The organism is Faecalicoccus sp. LCP19S3_E2, from assembly GCF_052121255.1.
Classification (GTDB): domain Bacteria; phylum Bacillota_I; class Bacilli_A; order Erysipelotrichales; family Erysipelotrichaceae; genus Faecalicoccus.
In genome coordinates, this window is record NZ_JBQKEP010000005.1 from 64,235 (window position 1) to 84,500 (window position 20,266).

General features: G+C 39.3%; 19 protein-coding genes and 2 pseudogenes. 12 read left to right on the forward strand and 9 right to left on the reverse strand.

Annotated elements, in window-relative coordinates; translation table 11 throughout:
* Window positions 1-4: 4 nt before the first annotated feature.
* On the reverse strand, window positions 5-526 hold the full coding sequence (gene nrdG, locus ACTQX6_RS06165) for an anaerobic ribonucleoside-triphosphate reductase activating protein (RefSeq protein WP_117445594.1): 522 nt from the start codon (window positions 524-526) through the stop codon (window positions 5-7).
* Between the two features lie 66 nt (window positions 527-592).
* On the reverse strand, window positions 593-2,767 hold the full coding sequence (gene nrdD / locus ACTQX6_RS06170; RefSeq protein WP_117445595.1) for an anaerobic ribonucleoside-triphosphate reductase: 2,175 nt from the start codon (window positions 2,765-2,767) through the stop codon (window positions 593-595).
* A 294-nt stretch (window positions 2,768-3,061) separates the two neighbouring features.
* On the opposite strand from nrdD, the gene ACTQX6_RS06175 reads away from it, so the two are divergent.
* From ACTQX6_RS06175 to ACTQX6_RS06195, 5 genes are all read left to right on the forward strand, one after another.
* Window positions 3,062-3,841 (forward strand): alpha/beta hydrolase, encoded by a 780-nt coding sequence (locus ACTQX6_RS06175; RefSeq protein ID WP_117445596.1) that lies wholly within the window; start codon window positions 3,062-3,064, stop codon window positions 3,839-3,841.
* Window positions 3,842-3,846: 5 nt separating this feature from the next.
* Window positions 3,847-5,277 (forward strand): Na+/H+ antiporter NhaC, encoded by a 1,431-nt coding sequence (gene nhaC / locus ACTQX6_RS06180; RefSeq protein ID WP_294687794.1) that lies wholly within the window; start codon window positions 3,847-3,849, stop codon window positions 5,275-5,277.
* A 65-nt stretch (window positions 5,278-5,342) separates the two neighbouring features.
* Window positions 5,343-6,098: a glucose 1-dehydrogenase gene (locus ACTQX6_RS06185; RefSeq protein ID WP_195222662.1), complete on the forward strand. Its 756-nt coding sequence runs from the start codon at window positions 5,343-5,345 to the stop codon at window positions 6,096-6,098.
* A 70-nt stretch (window positions 6,099-6,168) separates the two neighbouring features.
* Complete coding sequence (gene gpmI / locus ACTQX6_RS06190; protein ID WP_117445599.1) at window positions 6,169-7,746, forward strand: 2,3-bisphosphoglycerate-independent phosphoglycerate mutase; 1,578 nt, start codon at window positions 6,169-6,171, stop codon at window positions 7,744-7,746.
* Between the two features lie 224 nt (window positions 7,747-7,970).
* Complete coding sequence (locus tag ACTQX6_RS06195) at window positions 7,971-8,771, forward strand: hypothetical protein (RefSeq protein WP_294687800.1); 801 nt, start codon at window positions 7,971-7,973, stop codon at window positions 8,769-8,771.
* 46 nt (window positions 8,772-8,817) lie between these two features.
* Here ACTQX6_RS06195 and ACTQX6_RS06200 read toward each other — a convergent pair whose 3' ends face one another.
* From ACTQX6_RS06200 to ACTQX6_RS06210, 3 genes are all read right to left on the reverse strand, one after another.
* Window positions 8,818-8,973 (reverse strand): hypothetical protein, encoded by a 156-nt coding sequence (locus tag ACTQX6_RS06200; protein WP_294687803.1) that lies wholly within the window; start codon window positions 8,971-8,973, stop codon window positions 8,818-8,820.
* Between the two features lie 123 nt (window positions 8,974-9,096).
* The gene (locus ACTQX6_RS06205) at window positions 9,097-9,285 is read right to left on the reverse strand and encodes a hypothetical protein (RefSeq protein WP_195222668.1); all 189 of its coding nucleotides are present in this window, start codon (window positions 9,283-9,285) and stop codon (window positions 9,097-9,099) included.
* 8 nt (window positions 9,286-9,293) lie between these two features.
* On the reverse strand, window positions 9,294-9,611 hold the full coding sequence (locus tag ACTQX6_RS06210) for a hypothetical protein (protein WP_294687805.1): 318 nt from the start codon (window positions 9,609-9,611) through the stop codon (window positions 9,294-9,296).
* A gap of 303 nt (window positions 9,612-9,914) precedes the next feature.
* Between ACTQX6_RS06210 and ACTQX6_RS06215 the strand changes: the two genes are divergently transcribed.
* The 4 genes and pseudogenes from ACTQX6_RS06215 to ACTQX6_RS06230 all read left to right on the forward strand — a co-directional run bounded on the left by ACTQX6_RS06215 (window position 9,915) and on the right by ACTQX6_RS06230 (window position 13,325).
* On the forward strand, window positions 9,915-10,373 hold the full coding sequence (locus ACTQX6_RS06215) for a peptidoglycan bridge formation glycyltransferase FemA/FemB family protein (RefSeq protein WP_294687808.1): 459 nt from the start codon (window positions 9,915-9,917) through the stop codon (window positions 10,371-10,373).
* A 68-nt stretch (window positions 10,374-10,441) separates the two neighbouring features.
* A pseudogene (locus ACTQX6_RS06220) lies at window positions 10,442-11,170 on the forward strand (peptidoglycan bridge formation glycyltransferase FemA/FemB family protein); the annotation flags it as partial.
* 87 nt (window positions 11,171-11,257) lie between these two features.
* Window positions 11,258-11,944 (forward strand): response regulator transcription factor, encoded by a 687-nt coding sequence (locus ACTQX6_RS06225; protein ID WP_022790615.1) that lies wholly within the window; start codon window positions 11,258-11,260, stop codon window positions 11,942-11,944.
* The gene (locus ACTQX6_RS06230; RefSeq protein ID WP_294687811.1) at window positions 11,937-13,325 is read left to right on the forward strand and encodes a sensor histidine kinase; all 1,389 of its coding nucleotides are present in this window, start codon (window positions 11,937-11,939) and stop codon (window positions 13,323-13,325) included. Before ACTQX6_RS06225 ends, ACTQX6_RS06230 begins: the two co-directional genes overlap by 8 nt.
* Here ACTQX6_RS06230 and ACTQX6_RS06235 read toward each other — a convergent pair.
* The gene (locus tag ACTQX6_RS06235; protein WP_294687813.1) at window positions 13,322-14,290 is read right to left on the reverse strand and encodes a hypothetical protein; all 969 of its coding nucleotides are present in this window, start codon (window positions 14,288-14,290) and stop codon (window positions 13,322-13,324) included. The genes ACTQX6_RS06230 and ACTQX6_RS06235 overlap by 4 nt on opposite strands.
* A gap of 31 nt (window positions 14,291-14,321) precedes the next feature.
* Between ACTQX6_RS06235 and ACTQX6_RS06240 the strand changes: the two genes are divergently transcribed.
* The 3 genes and pseudogenes from ACTQX6_RS06240 (at window position 14,322) to ACTQX6_RS06250 (ending at window position 17,488) form a co-directional block, all read left to right on the forward strand.
* A complete protein-coding gene (locus tag ACTQX6_RS06240) occupies window positions 14,322-14,687 on the forward strand; it encodes a thioesterase family protein (protein ID WP_195222677.1) in 366 nt (121 codons plus the stop codon).
* Window positions 14,688-14,964: 277 nt separating this feature from the next.
* Complete coding sequence (locus ACTQX6_RS06245; protein WP_206198206.1) at window positions 14,965-16,161, forward strand: FprA family A-type flavoprotein; 1,197 nt, start codon at window positions 14,965-14,967, stop codon at window positions 16,159-16,161.
* Between the two features lie 97 nt (window positions 16,162-16,258).
* Window positions 16,259-17,488, forward strand: a pseudogene (locus tag ACTQX6_RS06250) (peptidoglycan bridge formation glycyltransferase FemA/FemB family protein).
* A gap of 20 nt (window positions 17,489-17,508) precedes the next feature.
* Here ACTQX6_RS06250 and ACTQX6_RS06255 read toward each other — a convergent pair.
* The 3 genes from ACTQX6_RS06255 to ACTQX6_RS06265 are packed head-to-tail and all read right to left on the reverse strand — an operon-like array spanning window position 17,509 to window position 20,171.
* Complete coding sequence (locus ACTQX6_RS06255) at window positions 17,509-19,206, reverse strand: putative glycoside hydrolase (RefSeq protein WP_195222679.1); 1,698 nt, start codon at window positions 19,204-19,206, stop codon at window positions 17,509-17,511.
* Between the two features lie 58 nt (window positions 19,207-19,264).
* On the reverse strand, window positions 19,265-19,669 hold the full coding sequence (locus tag ACTQX6_RS06260) for a VanZ family protein (RefSeq protein WP_117445610.1): 405 nt from the start codon (window positions 19,667-19,669) through the stop codon (window positions 19,265-19,267).
* The gene (locus tag ACTQX6_RS06265; protein WP_168964785.1) at window positions 19,653-20,171 is read right to left on the reverse strand and encodes an HAD domain-containing protein; all 519 of its coding nucleotides are present in this window, start codon (window positions 20,169-20,171) and stop codon (window positions 19,653-19,655) included. The genes ACTQX6_RS06260 and ACTQX6_RS06265 overlap by 17 nt, the downstream gene beginning before the upstream one ends.
* Between the last annotated feature and the right edge of the window lie 95 nt (window positions 20,172-20,266).

Sequence of the window (20,266 nt, forward strand, 5' to 3'; positions counted from 1 at the left end):
GAGGTTATTCCAAATATAGGATAACCTCTTTTTCTTGTAAGCTCTTTTTTAAATCAATAACTCTTTGGTTTTCGCTGCCACGAAAGGCTAAAGAAATATTTTTTTGTTCCTGTTTAAAAGGACCGTCCACCAATACATCAATATACGAAAGCATTTCATCGGTTACTTCACAATACCTTCTTCCGCCTTCTAATAAATCTTGATCCAGGATAAAGCCGGTATAAGACCAGATATCTTTATCGGGATAGGTTTCTTTGACTTTTTTTAAAAGATGAACCAACTCTCTTTGATTTTCAGGCTCAAAGGGCTCTCCTCCTAATAAAGTTAATCCTTGAATATAGCCGGGTTTTAAAGCTTCCAGAATTTCCTGTTCTGTTTCTTTTGTGTAAGGTTTTCCATAGTTAAAATCCCATGTTTCGGGCTGAAAGCAGCCAGGACAACAATTCGTGCAGCCGGATACAAATAAGGTGACGCGAACACCTTCGCCATCGGCAATGTCATAATGTTTTATATTTCCGTAGTTCATGTTTTAACCTCTTCTGTTTTTATTATATGGGGAAATGGATAAAAAAAGAGAGAAAACCTCTCTTTTTTACAAATGAAGTACTCGTTCTTTGATTTCCTGTGTACGTCCCTGATTCCAGAACTGTGTTCCAATATAACCACAGGTACGACGGGCTACATTCATTTTTTCCTGATCGCGGTTTCCGCAGTTCGGGCATTCCCATACCAGCTTGTGGTTTTCGTCTTCTACGATCTGAATTTCTCCGGTATATCCACAAATCTGGCAATAGTCGCTCTTCGTATTTAATTCGGCATACATGATGTGATCATAGATATGCTCGATGACTGCCAATACAGCCGGAATGTTATTTTCCATATTTGGTACTTCTACATAGCTGATGGCACCACCTGGTGATAATTTCTGGAACTGTGCTTCAAAAGTCAGTTTGTCAAAGGCGTTGATTTCCTCAGTTACGTGTACATGATAGCTGTTTGTGATGTAGTTTTTATCGGTTACTTTTGGAATAATGCCAAAGCGATCCTGCAGTTTTTTGGCAAACTTATAGGTTGTCGATTCCATTGGTGTTCCGTATAAAGAGAAATCCATGTTGTTTTCTTTTTTCCATTTGGCACAGGCATCGTTTAAATACTGCATTACTTTTAATCCAAAGCTTGTACCCGGCTCTTCTGTGTGCGGAACACCGGTCATATATTGTACACACTCACAAAGTCCGGCATAGCCTAAGGAGATTGTAGAGTATCCGCCATATAATAACTTATCAATCGTTTCGCCTTTTTCCAGTCGAGCTAAGGCGCCGTTTTGCCATAAAATAGGTGCTACATCACTTGGCGTGCCCTTTAATCGGTTGTGACGACACATCAATGCTCTGTAACAAAGATCCAGTCTTTCATCCATGATCTTCCAGAAGCGTTTTTCATCGCCCTTGGAAGAGCAGGCTACATCAACAAGGTTGATTGTGACAACACCCTGGTTAAAGCGTCCGTAATATTTTGGCTTACCATTCTCATCTACATAGGGTGTTAAGAAAGAACGGCATCCCATACATGGATAACATTGTCCATCTCCGTTTTGATCAACTTTAAGCTGCTTCATCATCTTTTCGGAAATGTAATCCGGAACCATACGTTTGGCAGTACACTTGGCAGCTAATTCTGTCAAATAATAGTATTTGCTTGTTTTATGAATGTTGTCTTCTTCTAAAACATAGATCAGTTTTGGGAAAGCCGGAGTGATCCAAACGCCTTTTTCGTTTTTTACACCCTGCATTCTTTGTTTTAGAACTTCTTCGATGATCAAAGCCAAGTCATCGCGAGTTTGTCCTTCTTCGACTTCATCCAGGTACATGAATACGGTTACGAATGGGGCTTGTCCGTTGGTTGTCATTAAAGTGATGACCTGGTACTGGATCATCTGTACTCCTTTTTCGATTTCACGAAGTACACGCATTTCGGCAATCTGATTGATTTTTTCTTCGATGACATCCATGTTCATGGCTTCAAACTCATCTTTGACTTCTTTACGAGCCTTTTCACGGCTGATTTGTACAAAAGGAGCTAAATGAGACAAGGTGATACTTTGTCCTCCGTATTGCGAACTTGCCACCTGTGCGATAATCTGGGTCGCAATGTTACATGCGGTTGAAAAGCTGTGTGGTTTTTCAATCATGGTTTCCGAAATTACAGTTCCATTTTGTAACATATCTTCCAGGTTCACTAAGCAGCAGTTATGCATGTGCTGGGCAAAGTAGTCTGAATCATGAAAGTGAATCAATCCCTGCTCATGAGCTTCGATGATATCCTGCGGTAATAAGAAACGCTTTGTGATATCTTTAGAAACTTCGCCGGCCATGTAATCACGCTGTACGCTGTTGACCAAAGGGTTTTTGTTGGAGTTTTCCTGTTTTACTTCTTCATTATTTCTTTCCAACAAGCTTAAAATTTGCTGGTCAGTTGAGTTGGCTTTACGAACCAAGGCTCTTTCATAACGATAGGTAATATAGTTGTGTGCCACCGAATAATATTGTTCTTTCATAATGGCGGTTTCTACCATATCCTGAATTTCTTCTACACTGGGGCTTCGCTTCATGGCTTCGCACTGGGCTTCTACCTGCTTGGAAATCTTTAAAATGGTTGCCTCACTCATTTGAGAGTGAGAAGTTGCTTTGTTGGCTTTTCGAATAGCATTTTCAATCTTATGGACATCAAAAATGACTTCTTCACCGCTTCGTTTGATAACTTTCATGATGCATTCTCCTTTATCTATCCAAAAAAATAGTTGAACATTCAACTATTTTCATTAACTGTACTTCTAGTATATCGATTTTAGATAAAAAAACAAGGTCAAAATCGAGACCTTTTTGGACACCTCCTTTAGATAAAGGGAGTTTATACAAAAAAATTTTACTTCTTAAAAAGTGCAAACTGAAAAAGAAGTAGAATATAAAAATGTTCATAAAGCAAGAACATATATTCACGAAATATTGACAAAAATGATATTTAGGTGCAAAATAAGGAAGATTTTAGGAAGGGAAACGGTATGGAAAAATATGTAGAAATCAGCAGTATGGGCTATACCTTGCGCGGCATGATGCATGTACCGGAAAACAGGGATGAAAAGATTCCGTTTGTGATCTTGTTTCATGGCTTTCAAGACGATCGAAATGAGATCAACTTTGTGCATACAGAGCTTTCCAGGCGATTATGTGAAAAAGGAATCGGCTCAGTGCGGTTTGACTTTTTAGGTAGCGGAGAAAGCGATGGTTGCTTTGAAGATATTACGGTATCTCGTGAGGTACAGAATGGATTCGATATCCTGGACTATGTAGATGCATTACCTTTTGTGGATTCATCACGAATTGCCCTGCATGGTTTATCCTTAGGTGGTTGTGTTGCCAGTATGGTAGCCGGATTAAAAAAAGAAAAGGTTACGGCGTTAAGCTTATGGTGTCCGGCGCTGGATCTTGTCTATAACATGCGCGAAAAGAATCTTTGTGGACAAGATGTATCGGATATTGAAGAAAAAGGGTATGCGGATGTGGAAGGACTTCGTCTATCCGTTGATTTTTACAAAGATTGTCTGCGTATCGATCCATATGCGATTGCTTCACAATTTGATAAGCGGGTCAATCTGGTTCATGGCGATCAGGATATCACTGCTTCATGTGATGTTTCACGAAAGCTCAAAGACATGTATGGTGACCGAGCAGATTTGTTGATCGTTTCAGGAGCTGAGCATCGTTTTACTTCGGTGCCATATCGAAAAGCACGAATGGAAAGTGCCTTACGATTTTTGTGTGATGAATTAAAGAAAGGATGAGAGATATGAAAAGAGCAAGAAAAGAGCCAACGACGTTATTTGCGTTAACATCATTTTTGTTGATCATTGCGGTCTTGGTGGTTTTGATCAACCTGGGGGTAAACACGACGATTTCCATTTTTTTAGGAGCAGTCGTTGCGGTAGGCATTGCCCTGGCTTTGGGAATTTCCTGGGATGAAATTGAAAAAACGATCAAAAATGTAATTGCGGACAGTACGCCAACTTTCTTAATTGTCTTAATGGTAGGCATGTTAGTTGGGATATGGATGGCTTCGGGAACAGTTCCGGCTTTAATGTATTATGGTATGGAGCTGATTTCACCGACGATCCTGGTGCCGCTTGCTTTTATTTTGAGCGGTGTCACTTCGATTTTTACCGGGACCTCTTTTGGTTCGGTGGCCACGATGGGATTGGCGATGGTTGGTATTGCCATGACGACTGATATATCCATTCCACTTGTAGTAGGTGCTATCGTATCCGGAGCCTGGTTAGGTGATAAAATGTCGCCGTTATCGGATACGACCAATATGGCAAGTGGTGTCAGTAAGGTTCCGTTATACGATCATATCGGATCAATGATGTATACAACACTGCCGGCAGCCTTGATTGCGATCGTTTTATTTGCGATTGCCGGTTTTACCTTTGGCGCCGGATCTATGGATGCCAGTCAGTCGCAGCTGATCATGTCCACATTACAAGAGCACTTTAATATGTCATTGATCTTGATTCTTCCGGCCATTCTAGTTTTACTGGTTTCTGTATTTAAGATGCCGGCAATTTTGGGGATGGGCTTGACCGTTATCATCAGTGCTATTTTTGCCATGGTTTTTCAAGGTGTAGGCTTTGTCGATTTGATGAATTATGCGTTTAATGGTTTTAGTATTGAAACTGGGGTTGCGATTGTCGATCCGATGTTAAATCGTGGCGGTGTCACCAGCATGATGGAATTGTTGGGTATCTTTATGATGGCTTCTGTCATGGGTGCGGTCATTACTTCGACCGGTATCCTGGATGTCATTGCGCGTAATGTATTATTGAAGTTTATCAAAAACCGCGTTGTTTTAGTGTTTACGACATTGATTTACTGTTACGTGGTGAATTTCTTGGCTGCCGGTGGACAAATTGTATCGATCATCGTTACCGAACAAACGTTTGAAGAAGCTTTTGATCGCATGGGAATCCATCGTAAGGTCTTATCAAGAACGTTGGAAGATGCCGGTACTTTAAGTGCACCGATCGTTCCCTGGGGTGTTGCGACTATTTATGTTATGAGCGTGCTCAATGTGGACGCTTCTTATATTCCCTATTGTTGGTTTATATTCCTGGTACCTGTCTTTTCCATTCTATGCTCTGTTACCGGAATCGGTATGTGGAATACGAAAGGAGAAAAGATGTGGGGCCGTCAAAAAGCCGATGCCACACCTCTTGTCAAATAAGCGTCTTAGGGCGCTTTTTTTGTGGGATTTACGATATAATAAAAGGTAGAAGGGAGGCATAGAAAATGCGTCTAAAAGAGAAATCAATCGTAGTAACAGGAGCCAGTTCCGGTATGGGAAAAGCCATTGTGGAGCGTTTTGTAAAAGAAGGAGCTTTTGTTGTGGCTGTCGCTCGAAGGAAGGAAAGGTTGGATGCTTTAAAGGAAAGTCTGGCGCAGGAAAAGGGGCAGGTGCTGGTTTTCCAGGGCGATGTATCTAAAAAAGAAGATAATGAAAAGATGATCGAACTGGCCGTTCAACATTTTGGAAAGCTGGATGTTTTGGTCAATAATGCCGGCATTATGGATGATATGTCCGGTATAGGGGATGCCACGGATGAAAAGTATGAACAGGTGATGAAGGTCAATGTATATGGACCGATGTGTGCCATGCGAAAAGCAGTGTCTGTTTTTAAGGAACAAGGTCATGGCAATATCATCAATGTGGCCAGTGTCGGTGGTATGCGAACAGCTGCCGGTGCTATTTATTGTGCCAGTAAGGCAGCTTTGTTGGCGATGACCAGAAATACCGCATTCATGTATATTCCGGATCATATTCGATGCAATGCGATTGCGCCCGGCGGTATTCAAACGGAAATTGCCAATTCCATGGGAATGCCTAATCCAAGTGGGTATGCACGAGTACAAAAGGTTTTGGCAGCAGCACCACAGCCTGGAGTGCCGGAAGATATTGCGGCTGCCGCGCTCTTTTTAGCCAGCGATGAATCACAGTATATCAATGGCGATACCTTAGTTGTTGATGGTGGATGGATTGCCGGTTAGTCCAGGCATATTACATTGAATTTAGTGATGGTTAGTGGTATATTTATGTCGATAAAATGGAGGAACAAATATGAACAAAAGACCTGTAATCTTAGTGGTTATGGACGGTGTCGGAATCAATGCCAGTGAATTTGGAAATGCCGTTGCCCTAGCAAATAAACCCACTTTAGACAAATTATGGAAAGAATGCCCTCATACGCAGTTGCGTGCTCATGGTTTGGCCGTTGGTTTGCCAAGCGATGGAGATATGGGGAACTCCGAGGTTGGTCACAATGCGATTGGATGTGGACAAATCTATTCTCAGGGTGCCAAGCTTGTCAATGAAAATATCGATACAAAAGAAATGTTTGAATCCAAAACATGGAAAGAATTAGTAGAAAATGCCAAAGGCCACACGATGCATTTCATTGGTCTTTTAAGTGATGGAAACGTACATTCTCATATCAATCACTTAAAGGCTTTGATCGAACAGGCCAAAAAAGAAGGAATTCATGAAGTTCGAGTACATGCATTATTAGATGGACGTGATGTTCCGGAAACCAGCGCATTGACGTATGTGGATGATATTGAAAACTTCATGAACGGGTTGAATGATGATACATTCCATGCCTGCATTGCCAGTGGTGGTGGACGTATGCAGATCACGATGGACCGTTACGAAGCTAACTGGGGTATGGTTGAAAAAGGATGGCATATTCACGTATTAGGTGATGGTCGTCAGTTTGAAAGTGCTGCACAAGCCATTGAAACATATCGTGAAGAATTAGGTGTGATCGACCAGGATCTGCCGGGCTTTGTCATTGCCAAAGACGGTAAGCCGGTTGGAACCATCGAAGATGGCGATAGTGTAATTCTGTTTAACTTCCGTGGTGACCGTGCTCAGGAAATTTCTTTAGCATTTGATACGGATGAAAGCTTCGATAAATTCGATCGTGTACGCAAGCCGAATGTGATGTATGCCGGTATGCTGCAATATGATGCCGATCTGGATATTCCACATAAATATCTGACAGAACCACCAAAAATCAAATATACTTTGACAGAAGAATTGTGCAAACACGGAATCAAAGAATATGCGATTTCCGAAACACAGAAATACGGACATGTAACTTACTTCTGGAATGGAAACCGTTCTGAAAAATTCGATGAAGCTTTGGAAACCTATGTGGAAATTCCTAGTGATGTCATTCCATTTGAGCAGCGTCCTTGGATGAAATCGGCCGAAATTACCGATCAGCTGATAGAAGCCATTGAAAGCCAACAGTATGATTTCTTACGTACCAACTATCCAAATGGAGATATGGTAGGACATACAGGAAGTCTTCCGGCTACGATCATTGGTGTTGAATCTGTCGATTTGGCTTTGGCTAGATTGATCAAAGCGGTTGATAAAGTTAACGGTATCTTGTTAGTGACAGCCGATCACGGAAATGCTGATGAGATGTATGACAAACCGAAAAAAGAAGGAGCGCCAATCAAGGCTAAAACTTCACATACATTGAATCGTGTACCATTCATCGTATATGGGGCCGATGTTGAATTAAAACAGGATGATTCTTTAGGATTGTCAAATATTGCCAGCACGGTAGCTGATTTCTTAGGTGTAGAACCAAACAAACACTGGAATGAATCTTTGTTGAAAAAGTAAAAAAACAATTAGAAAGGATCGAAGGAGAGCTTTGATCCTTTTTTTGCTTGCGAAGAAAAAAAGGCAGCTTATAGAAAGGATAGGTATGAAAACAATAAAAAAAGTGTGCTTTTGTCTTCTTCTGTGTCTAGGTTGTATTGGGTGTAGTCCATCAACTTCTTTAGACTTTTGGACGATTACATACGATCAAATCGAGAGATATTTGAATGAAAGCGGTAACCTAATTGACGATCCATAAATATGGAGATCAGCAGGAATGTGTTTTAAGCTTTCAAATGGATGCAAAGGATAAGCCGTATATCGTATATCGATATACAATGGAAACGGAAGCGGCATTAGGAAGAACTAAGCAAAAATCACTGGAGCTGACATCAACGGATGCCGGATTTACAAAGTATGATATGAAATATACAGAAATGATTTTAGAAGATGGTAATTTCATTTCACAGGATACTGCCAGTGGGATATTACAGGTGCAGGAAGATCAGACCTTGCGTTTTGACTCCATTCCATTGTTAAAAGAGTCTATGGAAAACTTAAATGCTATGATCGATGATATAGAAAAGACATTTGATATTGATTATACAAAAACCTCTTTTGTCAATGTACCGGCTTTAGCACAGAAAACAAATATTCCGGAAACGGAAGAAATTCCAGAGGAAACGGCCGATAATATTGCTTATTTCAGCAAGCCAGACATCAATGCCAAAGGCTTTTCTTTAGTGACTTGTCTTGAAATTAATAAAGCAAATCCTGGTAGTGCCGTATTTTCAGAGTTTAATGTGGAAAGACAAAGTGATGAGTTTTCATACAATATTTCTTTAGAAAAACAATCTCAGGAAAACTGTTATGCACTTGTATTTCCTTTTGATTCAGATTTTTCATATATCGCTTATATTGATGAAACACAAGCCTATTTGTATGATGCATCATTTACTGTGAAAAAAATGGTACAGGATGTTGCGCAAGGTGGAAGTCAGGCAGTGTTTGTTTTATCAACGGAAAATGAAAGTTATAAAGAATGATAAGAAAATTAAGATTATATAACCTAAAAAGGCACATCGTGCCTTTTTAGTGTGTAGATAGTTTTAAAACATTATCTAAGCTAAGCCCTGTGATATCGGCAATAAGATTATGTTGAAAACCTTTAGCTAACATGTTTAATGCGATTTCTGTTGTGCCTTTTTCAATATATTCCTGTTTGAGTTTTTCTACAGCTTTGCACATATTGATACTTCCTTTCTGACTGTGTGTTTTTATAAATTTTTCATCAAACTCGACAAATACATTGGCATGATAAAGTATATCTTCTTCTATCTCCTGCAGTAATGCATCCTGATACAGATCGTCTCATCTTTCTTGATAGGTATATTGTATGATACGAAAGAACTTCTGTAAATAAAGACACATAAAATCGATAGGATCACTGTTGATGTCAAACAACTTCATCTCATAATCAGGAATTTCATCTTTGTTCCAGTCGCTTTTGTGTATGCACTCATACAATCTCTTACGATGTTCCCATCTTGATTCGCCCATGTAAAGGGTCAGGGAATATACCGGAGTTTGGTATCAATCTTGATCTGTTGACGGATACCGGTATACTTGTAGTTTAAGATGCGAACAGGCATGTAGGGATCCTTCTTTCTCTGAAATTCAGGATGGAGAAAGAACTTGTCATCATAAAACATCAATAAATCATTTTCCTTACGAAAACCAAGATCATGATGCGTTTCCTTGTCGTAGAGCGAAAGCTTGTCTGGATTCAGAAGTAAATCCTTCTTAAAATAGACGAAAGAAAACAAATCGGCAAAATACTGTTTATGGGAAAGGACTTCCTTTAAACAGAGATCATAGGGATTCATTGTCAAAATATCACCTTCTTTTCTTTTTATAAATGAATCCTGTATCAGCACTATTTCTATTCCGGAAAAAAATAAGTACTACTATTTAATACGATAAAAAATCAAAAAACTATCAAAAGCACTTTAATTTTTTTTTGATTTTAATGTATGAGTCAAAAGAATTAAAATATGTGAATAAATTGAAAAGAATTGTACATTCAGTAGATCATCAAGATTTCCATAAAAAGATGATTCCCTCTTTTTTGTGTGATAAAATCAGAGATAAAAAGATAAGGGGGAATCTATCTCATAGAATTTACAGAATTGACGAAGGAAGAATTTGATGCGTTTGCCATTACACATCCGTTATGTAATTTCTGGCAGACATCCAATATGGCACAAATGCGGGAAGCCAAAGGTTTTTCAACGTATTATGTCGGTATCAAAGATGAAAGTGGGAAAATTATTGCCGGCTCGATGTTATCGGTGCTTCCTATCTTTATGAATGGAACATTGGTACAGGCATTACGAGGACCATTGTTGGATTATAAGGACGAAGAACAGGTCACTTTTTTTCATGAGCATTTAATCGCATTTTTAAAGAAGAAAAACTGTATCTACCTGCATATTGATCCCTATGTACCTTATGTACCACATGATTTAGATGGTAATGTAGTGGAAGGGGATTTTGACAATCGGGATGTAGTGTCCTTGTTGAAAAAATTGGGGTATCGTCATGAAGGTTTTACGCGAGGTATAGATTTAAGCCGAGAGCCACGATGAATTTATACCATTCCTTTAAAAGGAAAAACACCAGAGAACTGATGAAGCAGTTTTGAAAAAAAACGGTTCGAAGTATCAAGAAAGCACAGAAATATAATGTACAGGTTCATGAGCTTTCACGTGATCAAATCGAAATTTATGAAAAAGTATTAAAACAGACTGGGAAGCGGCGAGGCTTTCAGGGAAGAGATGATGAATATCATCATCGCTTGTATGATGCGTTTCATGATGCAGGTTATGTGAAGTTTTTGAATGCGACAATCAATTTAGATGATTATAAAAAGGATTTGATGGACGATCTTCAAAAACAGGAAGCTATTGTCGAAACATCAAAAAAGCGCTTAGAAAAACAGGAAAGTCCTAAGATTCAAAAGAAGATGGATTTGGCCCAAGAACAAGTGGATCAGTTGCATAAAAAACTGGAGGAAGCCAATCAAATGATTCAGGAAGACGGTCAGGTCTTAGATCTTGCCAGTGGCATCTTCTTTACTTATGGAAAAGAAGTGTTGTGTCTGATGAGTGGTGTGTATGAAAAGTATATGCGATTTGCGGCTCCTTATGCGATGCATTGGAAAATGATGAATTATTGCATAGAGCATGGTATGGAGAGATACAATTTATATGGAACCAGCGGTATTTTCGATGAAAGTGCTCCGGATTATGGTGTGTATTTGTTCAAAAAAGGGTTCCAGGGCGAAGTCGTAGAACTGATTGGTGACTTTGAGTATATCGTAGATACGAAGAAATATAAGATCTGTAACACACTAAGAAAAATCAAGCATAGTTTACGGAAATAAGGTATAAGTTTACAGGATTTTTACTTTAGCCCTCTTGTGTTTATGATAAAATGAAAAAGAATTTCAGCAGGAAGAGGGGAATGTAAAATGATTCGCATATGTATCGTAGAAGATGATGAAAGTATTCGACAGTTATTAAAATTAACGTTAGAGAATTTTCAGTATGAAATCGTAGATTTTGATAATGGAGCGGATGCACATGAATATTTATTGAATCATAAAGTGGACCTTGCGATATTGGATTTGATGTTGCCGCGTATGAACGGATATGAGATCTTAAAGCAGATGCGTCAAAAGAAGCTCAATAAAGAAACGCCGGTCATTATTTTAAGTGCTAAAGATCAGGAAGTAGATAAGATTATGGGACTTGATCTGGGAGCCGATGATTATATGACCAAGCCGTTTAGTGTTTTGGAGCTGGCTGCGCGTATTCGAACTCTGCTTAGAAGAACGAAAAAAGAATCGGATACGATCGAGCAGGGAATCTTGCGAATTGATGTTGATCAGCGTATCGTGCATGTGCAGGATCAGGTTGTTGAACTGACGTTCAAAGAATTTGAACTTTTAAAATATCTGGCTTCCAATGCGGGCCGAGCCATATCACGTGAGGAATTGTTGAATCAGGTATGGGGCTATGATTTTGTGGGTGAAACTAGAACATTGGATGTGCATATTAACTCACTGCGAAAGAAATTAGGTCCTATTGGAAGAAATTATATCAAGTCTGTTCGCCAGTTAGGTTATCGTTTTAGTACGGGTGATTCCAATGCGTAAGAAGATCATCCGTTCTTTTATGATAACTTTTTTAATCTCTTTTCTATTGGGATTTAGTGTATTATATGCGGTCTTATACATGGTCTTTCTGGAGAATCAGCGCAGTGAGCAGTTTCATGAACTGCAGATCATCGAGAAGATGGGGGAGGACGATCAGGAAGGCGTTGGAAAATATCTGATGGAAAATGATTCGCGTCTAACGATCATCCGGACAGATGGAACGGTCATATATGATAATGCGGTGTCAAAAATTGATGAAAACCATCTGCAAAGAGAAGAGGTTGGACAGGCGCTGGATACGGGTAAGGGAAGTGCCATTCGTAAGTCAGATACGACCAAACAAAATTATTTATATACGGCAGTTTTTGATGAAGAAGATGCCAAGGTCATTCGTCTTGCGATTCCTTTTCAGGGAATATCACAATCCTGGATGGTTTTGATGCCAAGTTTTTTAGTTGCGTTTCTTATCGCTCTATCGACAGTCTGGTTCATTTCTAAAAAAATGGCAACTTCGATCGTTTTGCCATTACAAAAGATATCACAGACTATATGGACAACTCGAATCGGCAAGGAAAAAATACATTTTGAAGAATATAATTATCCGGAGCTAAGTGAGATCACGGTTGCGATTGAATCGATGAATGAAGAAATCGGTGAAAACTTAAATCAGCTGGAGAAACAAAAACAGATTCGGCAGGAGTTTTTTTCCAATGCTTCGCACGAATTAAAAACTCCTTTGACATCGATCATGGGTTATACAGAACTTCTTCGAACACATACGATCACAGATCCTAAACAGGTCGATCGATGCTTGGAGCATGTCGCAAGAGAAGGTAAGCACATGACGCAGCTGGTAAATGATATCCTGATGGTTTCCAAACTGGAAAGTGAAGAATACAGAGCACCATTCAGTCATATCTCGGTTCGGGAAGTGTTGGATGGCCTTCTGGAGAGATTTAAAGTTCAGCAGGAAAAAATGAATTTAAATATTGTCGTAGATTGTCAGGATCTGTATGTTTATGCCAATAAAGGTCATATAGAGGGCGTTTTTGAAAATTTGATCAGCAATGCCATAAAATATAATGTGTATGATGGAACGGTGTCAATTTCCTGCTACGCATCAGGAAAAAATATGATTTTAAAAGTACAGGATACAGGTATCGGTATTCCGCAGGAAGATCAGGAAAAAGTGTTCCAGCGTTTTTATCGTGTGGATAAACAACGTTCCAAAGTGATTTCCGGAACAGGATTAGGGCTTTCAATCGTCAAGCATATTGTGCATTTCTATAAGGGGTCGATCGAACTGGAAAGTAAAGAACAAAAAGGAACAACGATCACGTTGTCCCTTCCAATTTTAGTACATACGATTCCGGAAGATTAAACCTTTGATACCGGTCGTAATGCGAAATAAAGTATAATGTAGCGTAATAGATCCACTAAGATAAAGAGGATGAAAACGCGGATCGGGTATTCTCCCGATGTGATATAACCGATAAAACGCGGAAGAAAAGCGGCTATAGAGATTCCTTCGGCAAGTAAACAGCCAAGCAAGATCTTTTTAGAAGCCGGATGGTTGTAGTACATAAAGAAAATTGGTATGGTCCAGATGACGGCACTGACGATACAAAGTATAAAGATGTCTTTTGTCGCAAATACGGTTTTCAGATCATTACTGACAAAAAAACTGGAGAAAATCTGTACCAGGATCGGAAAGACCATCAAGCTGGCGTAAACCGCAATTCCCAGTCGAATTGAAATCTGCGGCAGAGTATAAGGCTCTTTTTCTTCGTACTCCTCTTCCTCTATTTCTTCTTCCGGATTATGATAGATAGAGCGAATGGGTTCAAAGATTTCTTCTTCCTGTTCATCGTATTCGTCATCTTCAATTTCAATTATATAGTCAAAGAAGACCTTGGCCCAACGGTTCTGTTTAAGATAACTGCCTAATGTAGAAAGAAAAATCAGTTTTACCAGCATGCATCCAATCAGTGCTCCATAGACCAGAATACTGGAAAGATCATTGATCAGATAGTAGCCGGGAACCATCAATAAAGCAATTTCAAAAACATAACAGATCCAGTAGAAAATGCGAAAAACCTTATATCCTCCGGATAACATTAAAAACAGGATCAAGTAGAGAATGAGCTGTCCTGCCGCCAATACGATAAGCAGTGTATTGGATAGTTGGCTTTCCTGGATTGCAAAGAGATCCATATGCAGCAAGGCCCATACACCTATAAAATATAGAAGCAAGAGTAAATAAGAAACCCACAGACGTATCAGAACACGTGTTTTTGCTTTTTTATAAATCGTTGCATCATCTTGTTGATAATTGATCTTTTCCATGTTAAATGTATTATATGAAAAGGAGATTAGAATGTCAAAAACTGTAACTATTGAACGAATTGTAGGAAGATCCCATCTGGCCTCTGAGATGAAAAGTGGATCTTTAGATGTATTGGCGACGCCACAGATGATCGCATGGATGGAAGAAGCCAGCTGTCAGGTATTGGATCTGGAAGAAGGCATGACCAGTGTTGGGACCCTGATGCAGGTAAGCCATGATAAAGCCAGCCCGCTGGGGGCAAAAATTCGCATTGTTTCTACATTAACAGAGCAGGATGGAAGAAAGCTTAAGTTTCATGTAGAAGCGTGTCAAGGGGATGCTTGTATCGGAAAAGGCGAACATGAGCGCTTTATTGTACAGGCTGAAAAATTCCTGAAAAAAACATATGGTCAATAAAAGACTGTAAAACTCACAAAAAGCTTACACCTGATCATGAAACAGTGTGTAAGTTTTTTTATATGCATGAAAGCTGTTCTTATATTTTATTCTCTAATCTTTATCTAACATCTAAAATTTGGTTGCATCAATACATAAATGACAAAAAAAGATTTTTCGATTTAGTCTATTTATGGATAGATTCTTATTTTTTAAGCGGGATTCAATGGGTTACACTTGCAACTGCGACAAATCTAAGTAAAATATTTTTTGAGATGAGAAAAAGTTAGCGGGAGGAATGATTGTGTATAACGTTCGTAAAGTTCAAGAAGATTTGATTTGGGTGGGAGCCAGTGATCACCGCTTAAATCTGTTTGAAAATATCCATCCGATTCCACGTGGAGTTTCTTATAACTCTTATGTGCTGTTGGATGAAAAGAATGTATTGTTTGATACAGTGGACTGGTCTGTATGCGGACAGTTTTTGGAAAATCTGAAGCATGTATTAGATGGAAAAAAACTGGATGTGATCGTCATCCATCATGTAGAACCGGATCATTTGGCGAGCCTGGAAGAGGTCATGCTTCGTTATCCGGAAGCTAGGATCTATGCTACCGCAAAAGCGATTACGATGATGGAACAGTTTGGCTTTGCGGTGGAAGGAAAAACACAGGCTGTAAAAGAAGGCGATACACTAGAGCTGGGAAAACATACATTAACTTTTGTGATGGCCCCTATGGTGCATTGGCCGGAAGTTATGGTCAGCTATGATTCATATGGAAAAACGTTGTTCTCGGCAGATGCCTTTGGTACATTCGGTGCATTAGACGGTAAGCTTTTCAATGATGAAGTGGATTTTGACAGAGACTGGATCGATGATGCTCGTCGTTATTTCACAAATATCGTTGGCAAATATGGTGTACAGACCATGAATCTTTTAAAGAAGGCCAGCCAGTTAGATATTGAAATGATCTGTCCACTGCATGGACCGGTTTGGAGAAATAATTTCTCTTATATCATTGAAAAACATCAGCTTTGGGCTACATACACACCGGAAGTTAAGGGCGTTATGATCGCTTATGCATCGGTTTATGGTCATACAGAAAGTGCTGCGCAGGCTTTAGCTTCCAAGCTGGTACAGACAGGAATCAAAGATGTTGTGGTTTACGATGTATCGAATACAGATCCATCCTATTTAGTTTCAGAAGCATTTAAATATTCGCACATTGTATTAGCTTCCAGTACATACAATGCTTGTGTATTCCCTAAGATGCAGGACTTCCTGGAACATTTAAAAATGTTGAACTTCCAGAATCGTACCATCGCAATTATGGAGAATGGCTCCTGGGCCAGCATGTCCGGAAATCTTATGCGAAAAATGTTAGAAGCAATGAAGAATATGAACGTTTTAGACAGTACGGTAAAAATCAACAGTTCTTTGCATACAGAAGAACCATTGGATGCATTGACAGAGGCAATCAAACAATCTATGTAAGAGGCTTGATGCCTCTTTTTTTGTTTGAGATTCATTTTGGGGAAGAATAAGACAACTGTGTATTGTCAAAGAAGGTACGAATATAAAACTAAAGCAAATTAATACAGATGCATATGAAACTTGGATCGAACAATTTGAGAACAGAAATTTTCTACAATCCAGTTATGAAGGAGAAAAGATAAAAAAAGATGGCTGGGATGTACGATATCTGGCCGGTATGGAAGAAAATACGATTCAAGTCTGTGCCATGGTTGCGATCAAACCTCTAATGAAGCTGTTTTGCTATGCCTATATTCCCAGAGGGCCTTTTTATACAAACAAGGAGAATCTCAAAGAATACTATAGATTACTGCAGAACTTGAAAAAAGAAAAATGTGTGTATTTGGAAACGGATCCCTATATTCCTTTGCGACAAAGAGATGAAAACGGACAGATCGTTGAAGGCGGATGGAATCATCAGGATGTTGTAGATCTTTATCAAGAAATGGGATTTGCGCATCTTCCACTAACGCAAGGATATGATATGACAAGACAGTGTCGCTGGATGTCAATCTTACATTTAGAAGGCCAAACAAAGGAACAAGTATTCAAGGCTTTTCCTTCCAAGACCAGACAAGATATCAAAAATGCCTTGAAGTATAATATCAAAGTACGAAAACTGGAAAAAGATGAGCTTTCCATTCTGCACGACCTGGTCAGTATGACCGGAGAGAGAAGACACTTTTCTTCTTTATCTCTGGAATATTATCAGGAACAATATGAATATTTTAAGGATAAGGCCCAGGCGTATTATGCTTATCTGGATATTGACGCATATGTAGAAAACATTCAACAAAGCATAGATAAAGAAAAACAGGTAATTGAACAGGCTAAATAGAGACTGCAGGAAAATCCTCATTCTAAAAATTCACAGAATCGTTTGCACACCGCTACTTTACATTTAGAATCTTTGTATAAACGCCAGGAAGAGGCTGTACTTTTACAGAAAGAACATGGACATGAATTAGGATTGGCGGCAGCTATGTACATTTTTTATGGAAAAGAAGTGGTATATTTGATGAGTGGCTCCAATGATGCTTATAAGAAGTTTAAAGCGCCTTATGCTGTGCAGTGGACAATGATCCAAAAGGCAATTGAAGAAGGTTATACAGAGTATAATTTTTACGGCATCAGTGGATTGTTTGAACCGGATCAGGAAGGCTATGGGGTCTTTGATTTTAAACGAGGCTTCGATGCGGTCGTAGTCGAACTGGTAGGAAACTTTATTTTACCATTGCATACGATGCTTTTTAATGTATATAAGAAAAAGAATCATTTGGATATTTAAAAGGACAGATTGCTCTGTCCTTATTTTTGTATGGCACTGTCAATGTAGCCGGCTTTGTTGCTGTCTAAGTCTTCCGGATTTCCAAAGCCATACCAGACCATGTATCCTTCATAACCGGAATCGTTGATTCCTTTGATCTGGGCTTTGATCTGATCTGGTGTTAAGTCTCCATACGCCTGTATCCAGGAACGATAGACAGGTGGATTCTCCAACTCTTTCATTTCTTTGGCTGCCAGACGAGTATATTCTTCCAATACTTTTCCAGGATCACTGCCAGGATCCTCGATTCCCATCGCTCCGGCAGAGAAATGATCGGAATAAGGCATCGGGCAGATCACATCAACACTGTTGGCAATCGCAAGATAAAACTGTCCGATATCCTGATCATCCTGTGCGACCAAAGGCCAGGCGAAGACATCGGCAGCCACATAGACATGATAGGGCTCCAGTTCTTCCTTGGCATACTGTAAAAAGCCTTGTAAGGCAGCAGTCTTACTTTCATCATAGGTGTTTTTTAAATCAATGGAATCCATGCTTGCACTCAATCCATCCGGAAAGCGAACGTAGTCAAATTGAATTTCGTTAACACCGCAATCCGCCACTTCTTTGGCAATGGCTACATTGTACATCCAGGCTTTACGAGAATATGCACTTGGCCAATATTCATCGTTGTGAACAATGAGATTTCCGCTGTTGTCGGTAATGGATTCTTTACTGTTTTGTAAGGCAAATATTTGATCCTTAAAGGTTACGATACGACCAATAATGTAATAACCCTGATCCTGGAATTCCTTAATGAGATCTTTTAATTCATCCATAGAAGCTAATACATTGGATTTTGCCTGCTTTGGATCGTTTAAATATTCATCTGCCGCTTTTGAATCATACCACAGGTAGCCGGCATCTCCTTTTAATTCCACAACATAGGCATTGACACCGGTTTCTTTATTCAAATTTAAATAATATTCTTTATTCTGGATCATATTCTCTAATGAGATGTGAACCGCATTGCAGTTGGTCAATAATGAATTGTCTTCATACTTGGCAGTTTGCGTGGGCTTATAATCGATTTGATCGATATAGGCATCTTTAGAGTATCCTTCACCATAATATTCATCCCAATAGATTGAATATGTTATATCTGTATTCCAGTTTTTTGTAGCCAGATCTTTATCGGTTTCTACGTATTTTCCGTTCAACCAATATTTCTTTCCGTCTTTTTCGATTTGATACCATCGAATTTCTCCGGTCGTTTGATCAAGATCGTCAAGATCAACCTTTGCGACCTGGACACTTTCTCCTTTTTTTACGATTTCATCGCATAAAGGACCATCTTTTTTCTCACGCAGATTGATCAATCGTCTAGGATAGACAGTATCGATCTGGATGCATTCCTCCAATGTGTTTTTTAAATAACGGTTATCCAGGGAGATTTGCATGCCTTCATACTGGAAAGTAGATTCCTTTTCTTTTTTCTCGGACAGGCGAACCGCTGTACCGCGAGGAATTCTGAATTTCTTTTCGGCAGCTTCTCCGTCAACGATATAAGGTACGCTGACTTGCAGCGTGTTTTCTTTGCTGTAGATATAGCGGATAGGATGGATCGCATTATAGAGGCCTGAGGAAATCGCTGTGATACAGGATACCAAAAAAACAGCGGCAATCAATGCTCCACCGATCCGAATCAGGGCACCGGCTCTAAGTTTTCTCTTTTTCATCAGAAGAACAATATCATAATTGGTAAAAAAAAGTCAATTTTGGTCCAAAATCCACAACTTATCCCCACTTTTTGATGGAAATATACGATAAAGTCTGCCCGATCAAGGCGCCACATGTATCAATCATGACATCGGTAAACTGCGCAGATCGTCCGGCGATAAAAAACTGATGAAATTCATCGCTGCAGGCATAGAGAAAACAAAGCATTAGACTCAATCCAAAAGCCCATTTGGAATGAGGTTCTTTAAAAGAGCGATATACACAAAAGCCTAAAACCATATAAATGGTAAAATGAGCCAGCTTGCGAATCAAGAAACGGGCTGTATCTTCCTGCAGAAATGGAAGCAGGAATAAAAAGGAATCGCTTTGCAGGGTAGATTGACTGGCATTTCTGCCGGAAAACCAGAAGATCAATAAGGCAATTGCCAAACTGGCCCATCGCCATTTAATGTGCTTTGACATGTTGAAGAAGCAGCAGATTTCGGGCTTTTAAATAATCGCTGTCGCAAAAACGATTGATGGTTTTGATTGTATGAAACTCAAAGTATTTTTGAAGATCGGCATCATCAATGATGATATAGGAATCGATATGATGTTTATCAATATATTCCTGTATGACTTGAAAACGAGGTGTGGATTTTCGCGTTGTGCCGATAAATGCCTGTTCCAGATGCAGGATCTTAAAAAGATAATAAAGCTCATGCTTAGAATAAATTAATCGCCAGGAGCTTGTTAAAACGATACGGGCATCAAATTCATCCACCAGCTTCTTTAAAAGGGTGCAGGCATTTTGATCAAAGCCATAATAAACAAGGTTGGTAAAATAAATATTCAATTTTAAAAATTCAGGATCATGATAGAGTTTGGCCAGTTCTTGATTTAAATGATGATCAAGAGCAGAACTGTTACTGGTTTTTAAGGGATGTAATACTCCGTCAATGTCCAAAAAGATAATAGGATGCATAGACTCCTCCTGTCCTTATTGTACAAAATACAAAAGTCAGGGGCAAGATATGATACAATGAAAGACAAAAGGAGGCTTCCTTATGGTGCGCCAGT

Coding starts and splice junctions, on each gene's coding strand:
- nrdG (WP_117445594.1), bottom strand. CDS start 526: ATGAACTACGGAAATATAAAACATTATGACATTGCCGATGGCGAAGGT.
- nrdD (WP_117445595.1), bottom strand. CDS start 2,767: ATGAAAGTTATCAAACGAAGCGGTGAAGAAGTCATTTTTGATGTCCAT.
- ACTQX6_RS06175 (WP_117445596.1), top strand. CDS start 3,062: ATGGAAAAATATGTAGAAATCAGCAGTATGGGCTATACCTTGCGCGGC.
- nhaC (WP_294687794.1), top strand. CDS start 3,847: ATGAAAAGAGCAAGAAAAGAGCCAACGACGTTATTTGCGTTAACATCA.
- ACTQX6_RS06185 (WP_195222662.1), top strand. CDS start 5,343: ATGCGTCTAAAAGAGAAATCAATCGTAGTAACAGGAGCCAGTTCCGGT.
- gpmI (WP_117445599.1), top strand. CDS start 6,169: ATGAACAAAAGACCTGTAATCTTAGTGGTTATGGACGGTGTCGGAATC.
- ACTQX6_RS06200 (WP_294687803.1), bottom strand. CDS start 8,973: ATGTGCAAAGCTGTAGAAAAACTCAAACAGGAATATATTGAAAAAGGC.
- ACTQX6_RS06205 (WP_195222668.1), bottom strand. CDS start 9,285: ATGGGCGAATCAAGATGGGAACATCGTAAGAGATTGTATGAGTGCATA.
- ACTQX6_RS06210 (WP_294687805.1), bottom strand. CDS start 9,611: ATGAATCCCTATGATCTCTGTTTAAAGGAAGTCCTTTCCCATAAACAG.
- ACTQX6_RS06225 (WP_022790615.1), top strand. CDS start 11,258: ATGATTCGCATATGTATCGTAGAAGATGATGAAAGTATTCGACAGTTA.
- ACTQX6_RS06230 (WP_294687811.1), top strand. CDS start 11,937: ATGCGTAAGAAGATCATCCGTTCTTTTATGATAACTTTTTTAATCTCT.
- ACTQX6_RS06235 (WP_294687813.1), bottom strand. CDS start 14,290: ATGGAAAAGATCAATTATCAACAAGATGATGCAACGATTTATAAAAAA.
- ACTQX6_RS06240 (WP_195222677.1), top strand. CDS start 14,322: ATGTCAAAAACTGTAACTATTGAACGAATTGTAGGAAGATCCCATCTG.
- ACTQX6_RS06245 (WP_206198206.1), top strand. CDS start 14,965: ATGATTGTGTATAACGTTCGTAAAGTTCAAGAAGATTTGATTTGGGTG.
- ACTQX6_RS06255 (WP_195222679.1), bottom strand. CDS start 19,206: ATGAAAAAGAGAAAACTTAGAGCCGGTGCCCTGATTCGGATCGGTGGA.
- ACTQX6_RS06260 (WP_117445610.1), bottom strand. CDS start 19,669: ATGTCAAAGCACATTAAATGGCGATGGGCCAGTTTGGCAATTGCCTTA.
- ACTQX6_RS06265 (WP_168964785.1), bottom strand. CDS start 20,171: ATGCATCCTATTATCTTTTTGGACATTGACGGAGTATTACATCCCTTA.